Raw genomic sequence first — 14,741 nt, forward strand, 5'->3', positions numbered from 1 at the left:
ATGGGCGGATTTTTCTTGGCGGCGATCCGGCCTCAGACCACGAAGGTCTGCGCCATGCCTTCCGTCTGCTCGACGATCTCGCCGATCTTGTTGACGGTCTCGCCTTGTTCACGCAGGGTCGCAGCGATGGCGTCGGCCTGGGCCGCATCCACCACCAGCACCATACCGATACCGCAGTTGAACACGCGGTGCATTTCGGTGTCTTCCACGCCGCCCTGCTCTTGCAGCCACTGGAACAGCTTGGGCATTTCCCAACCGTCGCGGTGCAGCTTGGCCGACAGGCCGGGCTGCAGGATGCGCGGCACGTTGTCCAGAAGGCCGCCGCCGGTGATGTGGGCAAGGCCCTTGATGTCGGTGCCGTGCTTGGCCAGCGCGGCCAGCACTTGCTTGACGTAGATGCGCGTGGGCGCCATCACGACGTCGACCAGCGGCTGGCCGTGGAAGTCGTCGGTGGGCTTGGCGTTGGCGCGTTCCAGGATCTTGCGCACCAGCGAATAGCCGTTGGAATGCGCGCCGCTGGAGGCCAGGCCCAGCACGACGTCACCCGGCTTGATGGACTTGCCGTCGATGATCGCGGACTTTTCCACCGCGCCCACCGCAAAACCGGCCAGGTCGTATTCGCCGTCCGGGTACATGCCCGGCATTTCAGCGGTTTCGCCGCCGATCAGCGCGCAGCCCGACAATTCGCAGCCCTTGGCAATGCCGCCCACCACCGACGCCGCCGTGTCCACCGAAAGCTTGCCGCAGGCGAAATAGTCCAGGAAGAACAGGGGCTCGGCGCCCTGGACCAGGATGTCGTTGACGCTCATGGCGACCAGATCGATGCCCACGGTGTCGTGGCGGTTCCACTCGAAGGCCAGGCGCAGCTTGGTGCCCACGCCGTCGGTGCCCGAGACCAGCACGGGCTCGTTGTACTTCTTCGGCACTTCGAACAGCGCGCCAAAGCCGCCGATACCGGCCAGCACCCCGGGGCGCATGGTGCGCGCGGCGAGGGGTTTGATACGGTCGACCAGGGCGTCGCCCGCGTCGATGTCGACACCGGCATCGCGGTAGGTCAAGGGGGCTTTAGGTTGATTCGTCATGAGAAATGCCGTGGGGTATGTAACAATTGCTGGGAATTTGGTGGAACGCCCTGCATTTTACGATGTTGCGGGCCTGAGCAGGGTTCAAGCCGGCCGGGCGCGGCGATTGCGGCGGGAGCCGGCCAGGCGGGCTGGCGGGCAAAAATGGCGCAAACCCAAGCCAGGCAAAGCGCTTGGGCGCGACACCATCCACCCAGGTGGTTTAAAGTGTTGGGTTGGCCGGTATGGATTTTGCCAGTTTCTGGCGGGTTAATCTTGCGCCGGCCCTTTGTATCACCGTTTTTTGGCTTTTCCGGCAACACCGGCATGTCCTCGCGACGCTGCAAGCCTGATCGATAACCTCTCATGAACCGCCAGCTGCTGCTCGACGTTCTTCCCGCGCCAGCGCCATCGCTGAACAACTATATCGCCGGCCCAAACGGGGAAGCGCTGGCAGCCGTGCGCGCGCTCAATCCTGGCCGTGCCCTCTATATCTGGGGCGCGGCGGGCTGCGGCCGCACCCATCTGCTGCGCGCGCTGACTGCGCGCCCGGACGCCGTTTTCGTCGACCCCGCCAATGGCGAGATGATGCTGCGCCGCCTGGCCGAAGCCGATTCCAAGTCGCCCATGCCCAAGTTCGTGGCGGTGGACGACGTGCACCGCATGGACGACAGCCGCCAGGCCGCCCTGTTTGCGCTGTACAACCGCTGGCGTGAATCCGCCGCCACCGGCCGCGCGTTTGCGCTGGCGCTGGCCGGCGACCGCGCGCCGCTGTCGATGCCGCTGCGCGAAGACCTGCGCACCCGCCTGGGCTGGGACCTGGTGTTCCGGCTGGACCCGCTGTCCGACGCGGACAAGCTGGCCGCGCTGTCCGCCCAGGCCGCCGAACGCGGCATGCACCTGGCGCCCGAAATCATCAACTGGATGTTGATCCACCACGAGCGCGACATCCGCAAACTGGCTGCGCTGCTCGACGCGCTGGACCGCTATTCCCTGGCCACCGGCCGCCCCATCACCCTGCCCTTGCTGCGGGCCATGCTCGCAGACCCTGATTCGCAACGCACATGACCTCCCGACGTCTCGCCCTGTTCGACCTGGATCACACCCTGCTGCCGCTGGATAGCGACTATCAATGGGCCGACTATCTGGCACGCACGGGCCGCGCGGGTGACCCCGACGTCGCCCGCCGCCAGAACGACGACCTGATGGACCGCTACAACCGCGGTGAACTCACGGCCGAGCAGGCCGCCGAGTTCATGCTCGGCCTGCTGGCGGCGCATTCGCCGTACGACCTGGCGGACTGGCATGAGGAATTCATGCGCGAAGTCATCCGCCCGTCCATCACCACCGACGCGCGCGAACTGGTGCAATCCCACCTGGACGCCGGCGACCTGTGCGCCATCGTCACCGCCACCAACAGCTTCGTCACCGCCCCCATCGCCCGCGCCTTCGGCGTGCCGCACCTGGTGGCCACCGATGCCGAATACCTGCGCGGCCGCTACACCGGCCGCATCCTGGGCACGCCCAGCTTCAAGGAAGGCAAAGTGGTGCGCGTGAACGATTGGCTGTCCAATATGGGCCTGGGGCTTGCGGATTTCTCCGAATCGTTTTTCTATAGCGATTCGGTCAATGATGTACCGCTGCTCGAAAAGGTGACCCGTCCGATCGCCGCCAACCCTAGCCCGACCCTGCGCAATATCGCCCAGGAACGTGGCTGGCAAGTGATCGACTTGTTCGACCACATGGAAGATTCGAAGTCCTAAATGATCACTGAAACCATAAAAAAATTCGTCGGCCGCTTGTTCGCGCCGGCACCCCGGGGGCCGTTGCGCATCACGCGCGACAAGCACGGCATTGACCGCCGTAACGTTTCGCGCCACGCCATCAAGGTCTGCGAAGTCTTGCGCCAGCATGGCTACGAAGGCTATATCGTCGGCGGCGCCGTGCGCGACCTGATCGTGGGCCTGGAGCCCAAGGACTTCGACGTGGCCACCAACGCCACACCCGAACAGATCCGCCCGCTGTTTCGCCGCGCCCGCATCATCGGCCGCCGCTTCCAGCTGGTGCACGTGGTGTTCGGCCAGGAAATCATCGAGACTTCGACGTTCCGGGCGCCCGCCTCGGAAGACCAGGAAACCGACGAGCACGGCCGCATCCTGCGCGACAACGTGTTCGGCTCGCAGGAAGAAGACGCCAAGCGCCGCGACTTCACGATGAACGCGCTGTACTACGACCCGCACAACGAGGAAGTCATCGACTACCACAATGGCGTGGCCGACTTGAAGAAGCGCCAGGTCCGCATCATCGGCGACCCGGTCAAGCGCTACCGCGAAGACCCGGTCCGCATGCTGCGTGCCGTACGTTTCGCCGCCAAGCTCAACGGCACGATCGACCCGGCCACGCGCCAGCCGATCAGCACCATGGCCGAGCTCATCGAAAACGTCCCGGCCTCGCGCCTGTTCGACGAAATGCTCAAGCTGCTGACCTGCGGCCACGCGATGGATTGCCTGCGCCAACTGCGCGCCGACGGCCTGCACAACGGCCTGTTGCCGCTGCTGGACGTGGTGCTGGAACAGCCCGGCGGCGAACACTTCGTGGAACTGGCGCTGGAACGCACCGACGCCCGCGTGCGTGCCGGCAAGACCATCAGCCCCAGCTTCCTGTTTGCCGCCCTGTTGTGGCAGCAGGTGGACGTGCGCTGGAAGCAGCTGCGCGCCCAGGGCGAGCACACCATTCCCGCCTTGTCGCAAGCCGCCGATTCGGTGCTGGACGAACAGACCGAGAAGCTGGCCATCCAGCGCCGCTTCTCGTCGGACATGCGCGAGATCTGGTTCATGCAGCCGCGTTTTGAACGCCGCATGGGCAAGACGATCTTCCGCATGATTGAACAGCCGCGTTTCCGCGCCGCCTGCGACTTCCTGCAGCTGCGCGCCGCCGCCGGCGAGTTCGACAGCGTGCTGGCGCAATGGTGGATGGACCTGGCCAACGCCGACGACGTCACCCGCGCCGACATGATCGAAGAAGTCTCGCGCCTGCCGCGCGAAGCCGGCGACACCGGTGGCGGCGGTAGTGGTCCGGCCACCTCGTCGTCCCCGCGCAAGCGCCGCCGTCCGCGCCGCTCATCGCCGCGCGGCCCGGCCAGCGCTGAATAACACCGTGTCGCCCCCCTTGGTCCGCGCCTACATCGGCCTGGGCGCCAATCTGGGCGACAGCGCAGCCACCTTGCGCCGCGTGCTGGCCGAACTGCAGGCCACCGACGGCGTCAGTGCCGTGACGGCGTCGCCGTTCTACCGCAGCGCGCCCGTTGAGGCCACCGGCCCCGATTTCGTGAACGCCGTAGCGGCGCTGGACACACGCCTGCCGCCGCTGGCCTTGCTGGATGCGCTACAGGCGCTGGAAAACCGCCATGGCCGCCTGCGCCCCTACAAGAACGCCCCGCGCACGCTGGATCTGGACCTGCTGGCGTATGGCGAGACGCAACTGGATCACGAACGGCTGATCCTGCCCCACCCCCGCATGCACCTGCGCGCATTCGTGCTGCTGCCGTTGCGCGACCTGGCACCAGAGATTGCCGTGCAGGGCAAGCCGATCAGCGAATGGATCGACGCGATCCACGATCAGCCGATTGAACGGATCGTTCAATAGCTGCCGGGCCTGATGGGTTCCGCGCGTTTGGAGCCGGCGTCTTTGGCCACATGCTTTCGCGCTCCACCCATCCTACGAAGTATTGCCCCGCACCGACCGACGGTCCCGGGCATGACGCAAGCGGCCGGTAGGATGGGTGGAGCGCGAGGGAGTCCAGCTCAGGAAACGGGCGCCAAGCGCGCGCAACCCATCATCCCACCGGCGCCCCGAACACGATCACCCCGCCTTGGCGGTAAACGCCATCATCGCCCGTTCCACGTCTTCCACCTTGGGCAGGCCGGCCTCGTTGCCCAGATGCTGGATCTTGTGGGCTGACGCTGCGCGCGCGAAGGTGAAGTGTTCCACCCACGGCTGGTCCGGACGGTTCAGGTAAGACCAGACATAGGCGCCGTGGAACACGTCGCCCGCCCCCGAGGTATCCACGATGCGGTTGCCCGGCACGTCCAGCGACGGCAGCGTGTCGACGCGGCCGTCCTCGTCGTACCAGAGCATGCCGCGTTCGCCCATCGTCACGGCGCCGATGCGGCAGCCGCGCGCTTTCAGCAGGTCCAGCAAGCCTTCCGGCGTCAGGCCCAGCTGTTCGCACATGCGCTCCGCGCAGACGGCGACGTCGATATGGCGTAATAGCTCGTCGGTGTTCTCGCGCACGCCGCCGCCGTCCAGCGACGTCAGCACGCCCGCCTCCCGGCAGGCCCGTGCGTAGTGCAGCGCGGCGTCGGGCTGGTGGCCGTCCAGGTGCAGCGCGCGATAGCCGCTGATGTCCAGGCGGGGGTAATCGTTCAGGTAGTCCGCGTCGCGTGCGCGCACGATGGCGCGCTTGCCGTGGTTGGGCATGATGAAGGACAAGGACGAGCGGCGCACGTGGCGCGCATGCAGCGTCACTCCATGCGCGGCCGCCATGTCCGTGTACATGTGCCCCAGCCAGTCGGGCGCCAGCGAGCAGATCAGGTCAGGCGGAGAGCCCAGCCGTGCGCAGGCGAATGCCGCCGTGACGGCGTTGCCGCCAAAGGACACGGCATAGTCCCGCGCCACGCTCTTCTCGTCGCCCGTGGGCCATTCGTCGGCCAGCACGGTGACGTCGATATAGGTGTGTCCGATGAAGAGCGCATCGCTCATGGCGCAGCCTGTGAAAAATGGAAGGGAACCCCGAGGATAGGCGAGATCCGCCCCGGCTAAGCGCCGGCCTGCTCCCCGGCTTGCGCCAGCACCAGGCGTGCGCGCGCGATGACGGGCGCATCGACCATCCTGCCGTCCAGCATGAAGGTGCCCGACGCTGTCTCGCGGTGCGCGGCTACGACGCGCCGCGCCCAGGCAAGTTCTTCCTGCGCCGGCACGAAGGCCGCGTGGATCACCGGCACCTGCGTGGGATGGATGCACAGCATGCCGCCAAACCCCATCTGCTGGGCGCGGCCCGCCGCAAGCGCCAGCCCCGCCTGGTCCTGCACGCCGGCATGGACGCCGTCCAGCGCCGGCGCCAGCCCGGCCGAACGCGTATGCAGCAATACCTGCACCCGCGCGTGGTCCAGCACCGTTTCCGCGCCGGGGGTGTCGGGCGTCAGGCCCATGTCCAGCCCGTAGTCCAGGCTGCCGAAGGCCAGCCGCGCGACCCCGGGGGTGGCGGCGACCTCGGCCGCGTTCAACAGGCCGCGGGCCGTTTCGATGATGGGGATGACGGGCAAGCCCGTCTGCGCCACGTGCCGCACCTGCGCCAGGCTTTCGGCCTTGGGCAGGAGGATGCCCGCGACGCCCGGCTGACCCCGGCAGGCTTTCAGGTCGTCGTCGTGCCAGGACGTGGACGCGTCGTTGATGCGCACCCACAGCCGCGTCTGGCGATGCGTCCCCAGGAAGTCGCACAGGGCTTCGCGAGCGGAGGCCTTGGCCAGATGCTCGACGGCGTCTTCCAGATCGACGATGACGGCGTCCGCGCCGGCGGCCAGCGCTTTGGGGATGCGCTCGGCGCGCGAAGCCGGCACGAACAGGGCGCTACGAACGACGGGATGCGTCACACGACCTCCGAGGCATGGAACTGCGCCACTTGATCCGGCGCGTATCCCAACGATGCTAGCACCGCATCGGTGTTTTGGCCCACGGAGGGCACCGCGGCCATGCGCGGCGCGAAGGCATTGCTGCTGGCCGGCGGCAGCAGCGCCGGCAGCGTGCCGGCCGGGCTGTCCACCTGGCTCCAGCGGGCGCGTGCCTGCAGTTGCGGGTGCGCCCAGACGCCGGCCATGTCGTTCACGCGGGCGTTGGCGATCTGCGCGTCTTCCAGCCGCTGGGTGACCTGCGCGATGGACAGGTCGGCAAAGGCCGCCACGATCAGGTCGCGCAAGGCGTCGCGGTTGGCGGTGCGTTGCGAATTCGACAGGAAGCGCGGGTCTTCGGCCAGGTCGGCCTGGCGCAGCACCTGGGCGCAGAACACGCGCCATTCGCGCTCGTTCTGCAAGCCCAGCATGATGGTGGACCCGTCACCCACCGGGAACGGCCCGTAAGGGTAGATCGACGCGTGGGCGGCGCCGGCGCGCACGGGTGGCGCGGCGCCTTCGAACGCGTAATACATGGGAAAGCCCATCCATTCGACCATGCTTTCCAGCATGGACACGTCCAGGCGGCTGCCCAGCCCGGTCCGCTGGCGCAGCAGCAAGGCGTTCAGAATGGCCGAATAGGCGTACATGCCCGCCGCGATGTCGGCGATCGAACACCCGGCCTTGACCGGATCGTCCTTGGTGCCCGTGACCGACAGGAAGCCGCTTTCGCTTTGGATCAGCAGGTCGTAGGCCTTCTTGTCCTGATAAGGACCGCCTTCGCCATAGCCCGAGATGTCGCACACGATCAGGCGCGGGTACTTCTTGTGCAGGGCATCGAACGAAAGCCCCAGCCGCGCCGCGGCGCCAGGCGCCAGGTTCTGCACCAGCACGTCGGCCGATTCCAGCAGGCGGTCCATGATGCCGCCCGCTTCGTCGCGCTTCAGGTCCAGCGTCAGGCTTTCCTTGGAGCGGTTGGTCCAGACGAAATGCGAGGACAGGCCGCGCACGCGCTCGTCGTAGCCGCGGGCGAAATCGCCGCTGCCGGGACGTTCGATCTTGATGACGCGCGCCCCCATGTCGGCCAGTTGGCGGGTGCAGAACGGCGCGGCGATGGCGTGTTCAAGGCTGACGACGGTAATGCCGTCCAAGGGGCGGGTTGCCTGCGTGCTCATTCGGTAAACCTCAGTTCAGCTTGGTGGGCCAGCGTGCCGTCCTGCTCGGCCCAAAGCTGGGCCACGCCCGGCTCGGTCAAGCGGCCGGCCACCTGGAAGGGCGCGGGCGAAATCAGCGGACGCAGGCCGCGGTACGACAGATGGGTCAGGCGCGCCTTGGGATGGGCGCGGCTAAAGGCGGCCACCATTTCGGTGGCAATCAGCGGACCGTGCACCACCAGGCCGGGATAGCCCTCGGTGCCGGTCACGTAGGGATGGTCGTAGTGGATGCGATGGCCGTTGAAGGTCACCGCCGAATAGCGGAACAGCAGCACCGACGTCGGATTGACCGTATCGCGCCATTGCGCCTGGGGCGCGGGTTCGCTGCCCGCAAGCTTGGGCGGCGACGGCTGCCGGTAGACGATGTCCTGCTCTTCCAGGATGACGATCTCGCCCGCCTGGTGGTATTCGTGGCGCACGGTCACGAACAGCAGCGCCCCGGTGCGGCCCGTCTTTTCCTTGACGTCGGCCACCGTGGATACGCGTTCTGCGGGCACGCCCACCTTCAGCGGCCGACGGAATTCCACCCGGCCGCCCGCCCACATGCGGTTGCGGTCCTGGGCCGGCGGCAGGAAACCGCCGCGCGAGGGATGGCCATCCGTCCCCAATCCGTCCATACCCACCGTGCTGATGAAGAACGCCCATTGCCACAGGGGCGGCAGGGCCTCGCCCTGGGCCGGCGCGGCGCCGCCCAGGGTGGCTGCGATGCGCGCCGCGTGGCCGGGATCCATCGCGTCCGCCTTGCGTTCGCCGCTGCCGATCCAGCCTGCCGGATCTGTAGAAGTCATGCCGATATCCTTTGGTGGGGTTTTCTCAAGTTGAAGCATGCCCGCAAGCCGTCCCCGTTGTGAATTCGTTTTTCCTCAAGGCGGGGTTTGCGGCGCCTGAATCGACCGCCCATGCCCAGCCCCGGCGCCGCGCGCCGTAATATATGCCCCATGCACTTCGACCTTGCCGACCTACGCCTGTTCATCCACATCGCGGAATCCCCCAGCCTGACCCAGGCGGCCAAACGGGCGCACTTGTCCCTGGCCGCCGTCAGCGTGCGGATCAAAGCGCTGGAAAACCAGCTGAACACCCGATTGCTGTACCGCGACAGCCGCGGCGTGGAAATCACGCCCGCCGGCCAGAAGCTGCTGCAGCACGCCCGCGTCATCATGCGGCAGGTGGACCACCTGAAGCACGACTTCCAGGAGCAATCCGACGGCGACGCGGGCCACATCCGCATCTTCGCCAACACCACGGCGGTCACCGAATTCATGCCGGACATCCTGGCGCAGTTCCTCTCGGGCCACCCGGGCGTCACGGTCGACCTGCAAGAACGCCTGACGCGCGACATCGTGCGCGGCGTGCTGGACGGCACGACCGACCTGGGCATCGTGGCGGGCCCCGTAGACGCGCCCGAATTGCAGACGATCCACTTCAGCACCGACCGGCTGGTACTGGTGGTGCCCAACGGGCATCCGCTGCAGGACCAGGAAAAGGTCAAGCTGGTGGACGCCGTGCGCTATCCGTTCATCACCATGCACGAAGGTTCCACGCTGGTTGCCTTCCTGCGCGACCAGCTGGAGCGCGTCGGCCAGCGCCTGCCGCAACGCATCCAGCTCTACAGCTTCGATTCGATCTGCCGCATGGTGCAGGCCGGCGTCGGCATCGGCGTCATTCCCGATTCCGCGGCCCGCCGCTACGGCGCCGACACCAAGCTGCGCGTGGTGGAGCTGGACGAACCGTGGGTGGTGCGGGAGCGCAAGCTCCTGGTACGCGACATCGACGCCCTGCCCGGCTGCGCCCGCGAGCTCATCGAACAGATCCAGGTGCCGCGGGCGCCTTGATGCCCGCAGCCAGCGCCGCCTGCCGCCTCAGGTGCCGGTGAACGCCGGCGGACGCTTTTCCGCGAATGCCCGCATGCCTTCCAGGTAATCGTCGGTGTAGCCCAGCTCGCGCTGAAACCGGCATTCCAGGTCGAACTGCTGCGCCAGCGTGTTGCCGCTGGACGCATGCAGCGCCGCCTTGGTCGCCGCATAGGCCCGCGTGGGCCCGGCCGCCAAGATCGCCGTGACGTCCGCCAGCGTGGCCGCCAGCGCGTCGTCGGGCACCACGCGCCAGATCAAGCCCCACGATTCCGCCTGCCGGGCGCTGACCGCTTCGCCAAACAGCGTTGCCCCCATGGCGCGGGCCGACCCCACCAGCCGCGGCAAGAACCAGGTTCCGCCCGCATCGGGCAGCAGGCCGATCTTGCTGAAGGCCTGGATGAAGCGCGAGGACTCCACGGCGAACACCACGTCGCACGCCAGCACCAGGCTGGCCCCGGCACCGGCCGCCACGCCGTTCATCACGCAAACCACCGGCACGGGCAAGGCGCGCAGGCGAGTAATCAACGGCCGGTAGCACTTCTCAAGAATCTGGCTCAGGTCGCGGCGCGAGCCGTCGTCAGAAGGCTTGCGTTCGCTTAAGTCCTGGCCGGCGCAAAAGCCCCGGCCGCCCCCCGTGATCACCAGCCCGCGCAAGCCCGGATCGGCCTCCATGGCGTCCAGCGCGCGCGCCAGTTCGGCGTGCATGACTTCGGTGAAGCTGTTCAGCCGGTCGGGGCGGTTGAGCGTGATGACGCCCACGCCCTGGTCCAACGTGAAGCGGATCTGGGTGTACTCGCCGCCTTCGGCCGTGCGTGACGTTACCGCGCTCATGCCAGTTCCTCCAGCACGGCCAGTTGCTCGGCGGTGTCGCCCAGCAGTTGGTCCACCACCGTCAAGCGCTTGAAATAGTCGCCCACGTCCAGTTCGTCCGTCATGCCCATGCCGCCATGCAACTGCACGGCCATCTGCGCCACCAGGCGACCCGCGCGCGCGGCTTCCAGCTTGGCCGACGCGATCATGCGGCGGCGCTGCGCGGCATCCGGTTCGGTCAAGGCCGCGACCGCCACATAGGCCATCGACAGGGCCAGTTCCTTGGCCACCAACATCTCGGCCAGCCGGTGCTGCAAGGCCTGGAAGGACGCCAGCGGCTGCCCGAATTGCTTGCGCGTCTTCAGGTAGTCCACCGTGATCTCCAGCAAGCGGTCCATGGCGCCTGCCGCATGCGCGCACAGCGCCGCCGTGCCCCACTGCAAGGCCTGCGCCAGTGCGTCGTCCGCCGCCGGCCCCTCGGCCAGCAAGGCGTCGGCAGGCAGGCCCACCGCGTCGAAATCCAGCCGGGCGCAGCGCGCCCCGTCCAGCGTCGGCGTATCGGTCACGCGCACGCCCGCCGAGTCGGCCGGCACCGCCAGCAGCAGGGTTTGCCCGTCAGCGCCCTGCGCGCTGACCAGCCATGCCGAGGCCGCGGCGCCGTGCCACACCAGATGCTTGACGCCGTCCAGGCGCCAGCCTTCTGCCGTCTTGGCCGCGCGGCAGCCCTGCGGGTTCGTGTCGTAGCGGCGGCCGGGTTCCTGGTAGGCCACGCTGACGATGGCCTCGCCCGATGCGATGGCGGGCAGCCAGCGGCCGCGCACGGCGTCGCCGCAGGCGTCCAGCAGCGCCGCACCCATGACGGCGCTGGGAATGACCGGTTCGGACACCAGCCCCCGGCCCAGTTCCACATGCACCGGCAGCAGGCTGGCAGGCACTTCGCCAAAGCCGCCGAAGTCCTGCGAGATGGTCAGGCCCAGCACGCCCAGTTCGGCCAGCGCGCTCCAGGCCTTGGGGTCCAGCTTGCCGTCCGCCTGACGGGCGCGGCGCTGGGAATACGTCCATGCCTGGTCGACCAGGCGGCGCAGGCTGTCGGCCAGCATGCGCTGTTCTTCGGTGTAGATGAAATCCATGCGTGTCTTCCTGTCGGATTGCGCGTGGGCGGGCCTACAGGCCCAGCACCAGGCGGGCGATGATGCCCTTCTGCACTTCGGTCGTGCCGCCGTAGATCGAGGTCTTGCGCATATCGGCGTAGCCCGCGCCTGCGGCCGCCGCCATCTCGGGGCCCGGACCGTGGAAATCGCCGCCGGCCTGCAGCCAGTCGGGGTCGTACGGCCACGCGTCCGGCCCGGCCACTTCCATTTGCAGCATGGCCAGATCCTGCTGGATCTCGGAGCCCCGGATCTTCAGCACCGAGGCCTCGGGGCCCGGCGTGCCGTCGTTGCTGGACGCCACGCGCAGGAGCAACATTTCCAGCGCCATGATGTCGACTTCGATCCGCGAAATACGGTCGCGGATGCGACTGTCGGCCAGCAGCGGCTTGCCGTGCGACTGCGCGCGCGCGGCCATCTGCTTCAAGATGCCCAGTTCGCGATGGCAATGGCCCAGTCCTGCAATGCCGGTGCGCTCGTGGCCCAGCAGGTACTTGGCGTAGGTCCAGCCCTGGTTCTCTTCGCCCACCAGGTTGGACACCGGTACGCGCACGTTCTCCAGCCAGACCTCGTTCACGTCGTGGCCGCCGTCCAGCGTGCGGATGGGGCGCACCGTCACGCCCGGGGCGCGCATGTCCAGCAGCAGCATCGAAATGCCGCGCTGCGCGCGCGCGTCGGGGTCGGTGCGCACCAGGCAGAACATCCAGTCGGCGTACTGCGCCAGCGTGGTCCAGGTCTTCTGGCCGTTGACGATGTATTCGTCGCCGTCACGCACCGCGCGGGTCTTGAGCGAGGCAAGGTCGGAACCAGAGCCCGGCTCCGAATAGCCCTGGCACCACCAGTCCTCCACGCGCAGCATGCGCGGCAAGAGGCGCGCCTGTTGTTCGGCGCTGCCGTATTTCATCAGTACGGGCCCGATCATGGACAGGCCGAAGGGCAGCAGGCGCGGCGCGCCCGCCTTGAAGCATTCCACTTCGAAGATCAGGCGTTGCAACGCGTTCCAGCCGGTGCCGCCGTGCTCCGCAGGCCAGTTGGGCGCGCCCCAGCCGTGGTCGGCCAGGATGTTGTGCCAGCGCACGTAGTCCTCGCGTTCCAGCCGTTGATGCCGCAACACCTTGTCGCGGATGTCGTCCGGCAGCTTGGCGGCGGCGAATGCGCGCACCTCGTCGCGGAATTGGCGCTCTTCTCGCGTCCAGGTCAGGTTCATGGTCTACCTCCTTTGCCCGGTATCTAGCCACGGCCCCGAGAGGCCGGCAATCTGCCTCTTCCGAAGACCGGCTTCGCGCAGGATGTAGGGCGCCCCCCCACTACAGGTCCGCAAAAGGCCTGCTTCAGCAATGAAGAATGGCCGAACCCGGCGGCAGTACCGACACTAGCAGCCGTCATCCACTGGAATCCCATCGCACCATGACTGTTCCCGATCACCAGGAAGGCGTGTCGCAGGGCGTCGAGGCGCAGTACCGCCAGGCGCTCGACCAGGGCCGCTTTCTTATCCAGCATTGCGCCGGCTGCGACCGCGCGGTGTTCTATCCCCGAATGATCTGCCCGCACTGCGGGGCGGACAAGCTGGCATGGGCCGAGCCCGACGGCCGCGGCACCGTCTATTCCACCACCGTAGTGCGGCGCAAGCCCGAGGCGGGCGGCGACTACAACGTGGCGCTGGTCGACCTGCAGGAAGGCGTCCGGCTGATGAGCCGCGTGCAGGGCATCGCCCCCGCCGACGTGCACATCGGCATGGCGGTGCGCGCTCAGGTGGCGCAGCAGGACGGCCACGGCCTCGTGGTCTTCGTACCCAACAAGGAGGCGCCATGACGCTGAAAGATCTGCGCGGCGCCGTCGCCGTGGCGGGGGTGGGCCACGCGGGCCTGGGACAGGCCGCGGGCTACACCGAAATGGAAATCCTGGTGCAGGCGGCGCAGCGCGCCGTGGCCGACGCCGGCTTGACGATGCGCGACATCGACGGCATCTGCACGGCCAGCGTCGCCGCGCCGATGTGGGCGATGCCGGTGATCGAACACCTGGGCATCCGCCCGACCTTCATCGACAGCACCATGCTGGGCGGCTCCAGCTTCGTGGCGCATCTGATGCCCGCCCTGCATGCGCTGGCTTCCGGCCAGTGCAACGCGGTGCTGGTCTGCTACGGCAGCACGCAACGCACCTCCACGCTGAGCCGGGCCGAAATCGGCCGGGTCCGCAAGCAGTTCGATCCCCAGCCCTACGAAACGCCCTACGATCCGCTCAGCCCCTTGTCGTCGTACGCGCTGGCCGCCGCGCGCCACATGCACCAGTACGGCACGCGCCGCGAACATCTGGCGCAAGTGGCCCTGGCAGCCAACCAGTGGGCGCAGCTGAATCCCGAGGCGCAACTGCGCGAGCCCGCCACGCTGGACCAGATCCTGTCGGCCCGCATGGTGTCGGACCCGTTGAGCGTGCGCGATTGCTGCCTGGTCACGGATGGCGCCGGCGCCTACGTGCTGGTGCGCGCCGACCGTGCGCGCGACCTGCCGCGCCCGCCCGTCTACGTACTGGGCAACGCCACCGCGGTCTGGAACCGGCAGATCTCGTCCATGGAAGACCTGACCGTGACGGCCGCGGCCGAATCGGGCAAGCGCGCCTTCGACATGGCGGGCGTGTCGCAGAAAGACATCGACGTGGTCGAACTGTACGACGCCTTCACCATCAATACCCTGCTCTTCCTGGAAGACCTGGGCTTCTGCGCCAAGGGCGAAAGCAAGGACTTCATCGCGGACGGGGCCATCGCGCCGGGCGGCAGGCTGCCGGTAAACACCAACGGCGGTGGCCTGTGCTGCGTGCATCCCGGCATGTACGGCGTCTTCATCATGATCGAAGCCGTCCGGCAGCTGCGCGGCGAAGGCGGCGCACGCCAGGTCGCCGATGCGCAACTGGCGCTGGTGCATGGCAACGGCGGCACGCTGTCCAGCCAATCCACCGCAATCCTGGGCACCCAGGCCACCCTTTGAACGCCACG

General features: G+C 67.8%; 15 protein-coding genes. 7 read left to right on the forward strand and 8 right to left on the reverse strand.

Annotated features, from left to right (window positions below; genetic code table 11):
- Positions 1-32 precede the first annotated feature (32 nt).
- Positions 33-1,082 (reverse strand): phosphoribosylformylglycinamidine cyclo-ligase, encoded by a 1,050-nt coding sequence (gene purM, locus AC27VE_RS01565; RefSeq protein ID WP_088587701.1) that lies wholly within the window; start codon positions 1,080-1,082, stop codon positions 33-35.
- 345 nt (positions 1,083-1,427) lie between these two features.
- Here purM and hda point away from each other — a divergent pair, with 345 nt between their 5' ends.
- Genes hda through AC27VE_RS01585 form a run of 4 tightly spaced genes read left to right on the forward strand, consistent with a single transcriptional unit; the run spans position 1,428 to position 4,706 of the window.
- Positions 1,428-2,129 carry a DnaA regulatory inactivator Hda gene (gene hda, locus AC27VE_RS01570; RefSeq protein ID WP_088587700.1) on the forward strand — a complete coding sequence of 234 codons (702 nt, stop codon included), beginning with the start codon at positions 1,428-1,430 and terminating at the stop codon, positions 2,127-2,129.
- Complete coding sequence (locus tag AC27VE_RS01575; protein WP_088587699.1) at positions 2,126-2,824, forward strand: HAD family hydrolase; 699 nt, start codon at positions 2,126-2,128, stop codon at positions 2,822-2,824. Before hda ends, AC27VE_RS01575 begins: the two co-directional genes overlap by 4 nt.
- Positions 2,825-4,213 carry a polynucleotide adenylyltransferase PcnB gene (pcnB, locus tag AC27VE_RS01580; protein ID WP_427956960.1) on the forward strand — a complete coding sequence of 463 codons (1,389 nt, stop codon included), beginning with the start codon at positions 2,825-2,827 and terminating at the stop codon, positions 4,211-4,213.
- Positions 4,214-4,217: 4 nt separating this feature from the next.
- A complete protein-coding gene (locus AC27VE_RS01585) occupies positions 4,218-4,706 on the forward strand; it encodes a 2-amino-4-hydroxy-6-hydroxymethyldihydropteridine diphosphokinase (protein WP_280028955.1) in 489 nt (162 codons plus the stop codon).
- A 216-nt stretch (positions 4,707-4,922) separates the two neighbouring features.
- Here AC27VE_RS01585 and AC27VE_RS01590 read toward each other — a convergent pair whose 3' ends face one another.
- Genes AC27VE_RS01590 through AC27VE_RS01605 form a run of 4 tightly spaced genes read right to left on the reverse strand, consistent with a single transcriptional unit; the run spans position 4,923 to position 8,729 of the window.
- Complete coding sequence (locus tag AC27VE_RS01590) at positions 4,923-5,822, reverse strand: sugar kinase (protein ID WP_088587697.1); 900 nt, start codon at positions 5,820-5,822, stop codon at positions 4,923-4,925.
- Between the two features lie 56 nt (positions 5,823-5,878).
- A complete protein-coding gene (locus AC27VE_RS01595) occupies positions 5,879-6,712 on the reverse strand; it encodes an HpcH/HpaI aldolase/citrate lyase family protein (protein ID WP_006226361.1) in 834 nt (277 codons plus the stop codon).
- The gene (locus AC27VE_RS01600) at positions 6,709-7,902 is read right to left on the reverse strand and encodes a CaiB/BaiF CoA transferase family protein (RefSeq protein ID WP_035213773.1); all 1,194 of its coding nucleotides are present in this window, start codon (positions 7,900-7,902) and stop codon (positions 6,709-6,711) included. The genes AC27VE_RS01595 and AC27VE_RS01600 overlap by 4 nt, the downstream gene beginning before the upstream one ends.
- Positions 7,899-8,729, reverse strand: coding sequence for an HTD2 family dehydratase (locus tag AC27VE_RS01605; RefSeq protein ID WP_427956953.1), 831 nt, complete (start codon positions 8,727-8,729; stop codon positions 7,899-7,901). Before AC27VE_RS01605 ends, AC27VE_RS01600 begins: the two co-directional genes overlap by 4 nt.
- Before the next feature lie 150 nt (positions 8,730-8,879).
- Here AC27VE_RS01605 and AC27VE_RS01610 point away from each other — a divergent pair, with 150 nt between their 5' ends.
- A complete protein-coding gene (locus AC27VE_RS01610) occupies positions 8,880-9,773 on the forward strand; it encodes a LysR family transcriptional regulator (protein ID WP_006226357.1) in 894 nt (297 codons plus the stop codon).
- Positions 9,774-9,800: 27 nt separating this feature from the next.
- Here AC27VE_RS01610 and paaG read toward each other — a convergent pair whose 3' ends face one another.
- The 3 genes from paaG to AC27VE_RS01625 are packed head-to-tail and all read right to left on the reverse strand — an operon-like array spanning position 9,801 to position 12,959.
- Entirely contained in the window at positions 9,801-10,625 is an 825-nt protein-coding gene (gene paaG / locus AC27VE_RS01615; protein ID WP_488702879.1) for a 2-(1,2-epoxy-1,2-dihydrophenyl)acetyl-CoA isomerase PaaG, read from the reverse strand.
- Positions 10,622-11,734: an acyl-CoA dehydrogenase family protein gene (locus AC27VE_RS01620; protein WP_488702880.1), complete on the reverse strand. Its 1,113-nt coding sequence runs from the start codon at positions 11,732-11,734 to the stop codon at positions 10,622-10,624. The genes paaG and AC27VE_RS01620 overlap by 4 nt, the downstream gene beginning before the upstream one ends.
- A gap of 34 nt (positions 11,735-11,768) precedes the next feature.
- Positions 11,769-12,959: an acyl-CoA dehydrogenase family protein gene (locus AC27VE_RS01625; protein ID WP_488702881.1), complete on the reverse strand. Its 1,191-nt coding sequence runs from the start codon at positions 12,957-12,959 to the stop codon at positions 11,769-11,771.
- Between the two features lie 200 nt (positions 12,960-13,159).
- Here AC27VE_RS01625 and AC27VE_RS01630 point away from each other — a divergent pair, with 200 nt between their 5' ends.
- Positions 13,160-13,564, forward strand: a complete 405-nt coding sequence (locus AC27VE_RS01630; RefSeq protein WP_035213797.1) for a Zn-ribbon domain-containing OB-fold protein — start codon at positions 13,160-13,162, stop codon at positions 13,562-13,564.
- Positions 13,561-14,733: a thiolase gene (locus AC27VE_RS01635; RefSeq protein ID WP_006226351.1), complete on the forward strand. Its 1,173-nt coding sequence runs from the start codon at positions 13,561-13,563 to the stop codon at positions 14,731-14,733. The genes AC27VE_RS01630 and AC27VE_RS01635 overlap by 4 nt, the downstream gene beginning before the upstream one ends.
- Positions 14,734-14,741 lie beyond the last annotated feature (8 nt).

The sequence above is a fragment of the Achromobacter sp. 18P8.1.1 genome, from assembly GCF_057799415.1.

What these genes read in the sequence shown, in the direction of transcription:
- purM (WP_088587701.1), bottom strand. Translation starts at nt 1,082, where the DNA reads ATGACGAATCAACCTAAAGCCCCCTTGACCTACCGCGATGCCGGTGTC.
- hda (WP_088587700.1), top strand. Translation starts at nt 1,428, where the DNA reads ATGAACCGCCAGCTGCTGCTCGACGTTCTTCCCGCGCCAGCGCCATCG.
- AC27VE_RS01575 (WP_088587699.1), top strand. Translation starts at nt 2,126, where the DNA reads ATGACCTCCCGACGTCTCGCCCTGTTCGACCTGGATCACACCCTGCTG.
- pcnB (WP_427956960.1), top strand. Translation starts at nt 2,825, where the DNA reads ATGATCACTGAAACCATAAAAAAATTCGTCGGCCGCTTGTTCGCGCCG.
- AC27VE_RS01590 (WP_088587697.1), bottom strand. Translation starts at nt 5,822, where the DNA reads ATGAGCGATGCGCTCTTCATCGGACACACCTATATCGACGTCACCGTG.
- AC27VE_RS01600 (WP_035213773.1), bottom strand. Translation starts at nt 7,902, where the DNA reads ATGAGCACGCAGGCAACCCGCCCCTTGGACGGCATTACCGTCGTCAGC.
- AC27VE_RS01605 (WP_427956953.1), bottom strand. Translation starts at nt 8,729, where the DNA reads ATGACTTCTACAGATCCGGCAGGCTGGATCGGCAGCGGCGAACGCAAG.
- AC27VE_RS01610 (WP_006226357.1), top strand. Translation starts at nt 8,880, where the DNA reads ATGCACTTCGACCTTGCCGACCTACGCCTGTTCATCCACATCGCGGAA.
- paaG (WP_488702879.1), bottom strand. Translation starts at nt 10,625, where the DNA reads ATGAGCGCGGTAACGTCACGCACGGCCGAAGGCGGCGAGTACACCCAG.
- AC27VE_RS01620 (WP_488702880.1), bottom strand. Translation starts at nt 11,734, where the DNA reads ATGGATTTCATCTACACCGAAGAACAGCGCATGCTGGCCGACAGCCTG.
- AC27VE_RS01625 (WP_488702881.1), bottom strand. Translation starts at nt 12,959, where the DNA reads ATGAACCTGACCTGGACGCGAGAAGAGCGCCAATTCCGCGACGAGGTG.
- AC27VE_RS01630 (WP_035213797.1), top strand. Translation starts at nt 13,160, where the DNA reads ATGACTGTTCCCGATCACCAGGAAGGCGTGTCGCAGGGCGTCGAGGCG.
- AC27VE_RS01635 (WP_006226351.1), top strand. Translation starts at nt 13,561, where the DNA reads ATGACGCTGAAAGATCTGCGCGGCGCCGTCGCCGTGGCGGGGGTGGGC.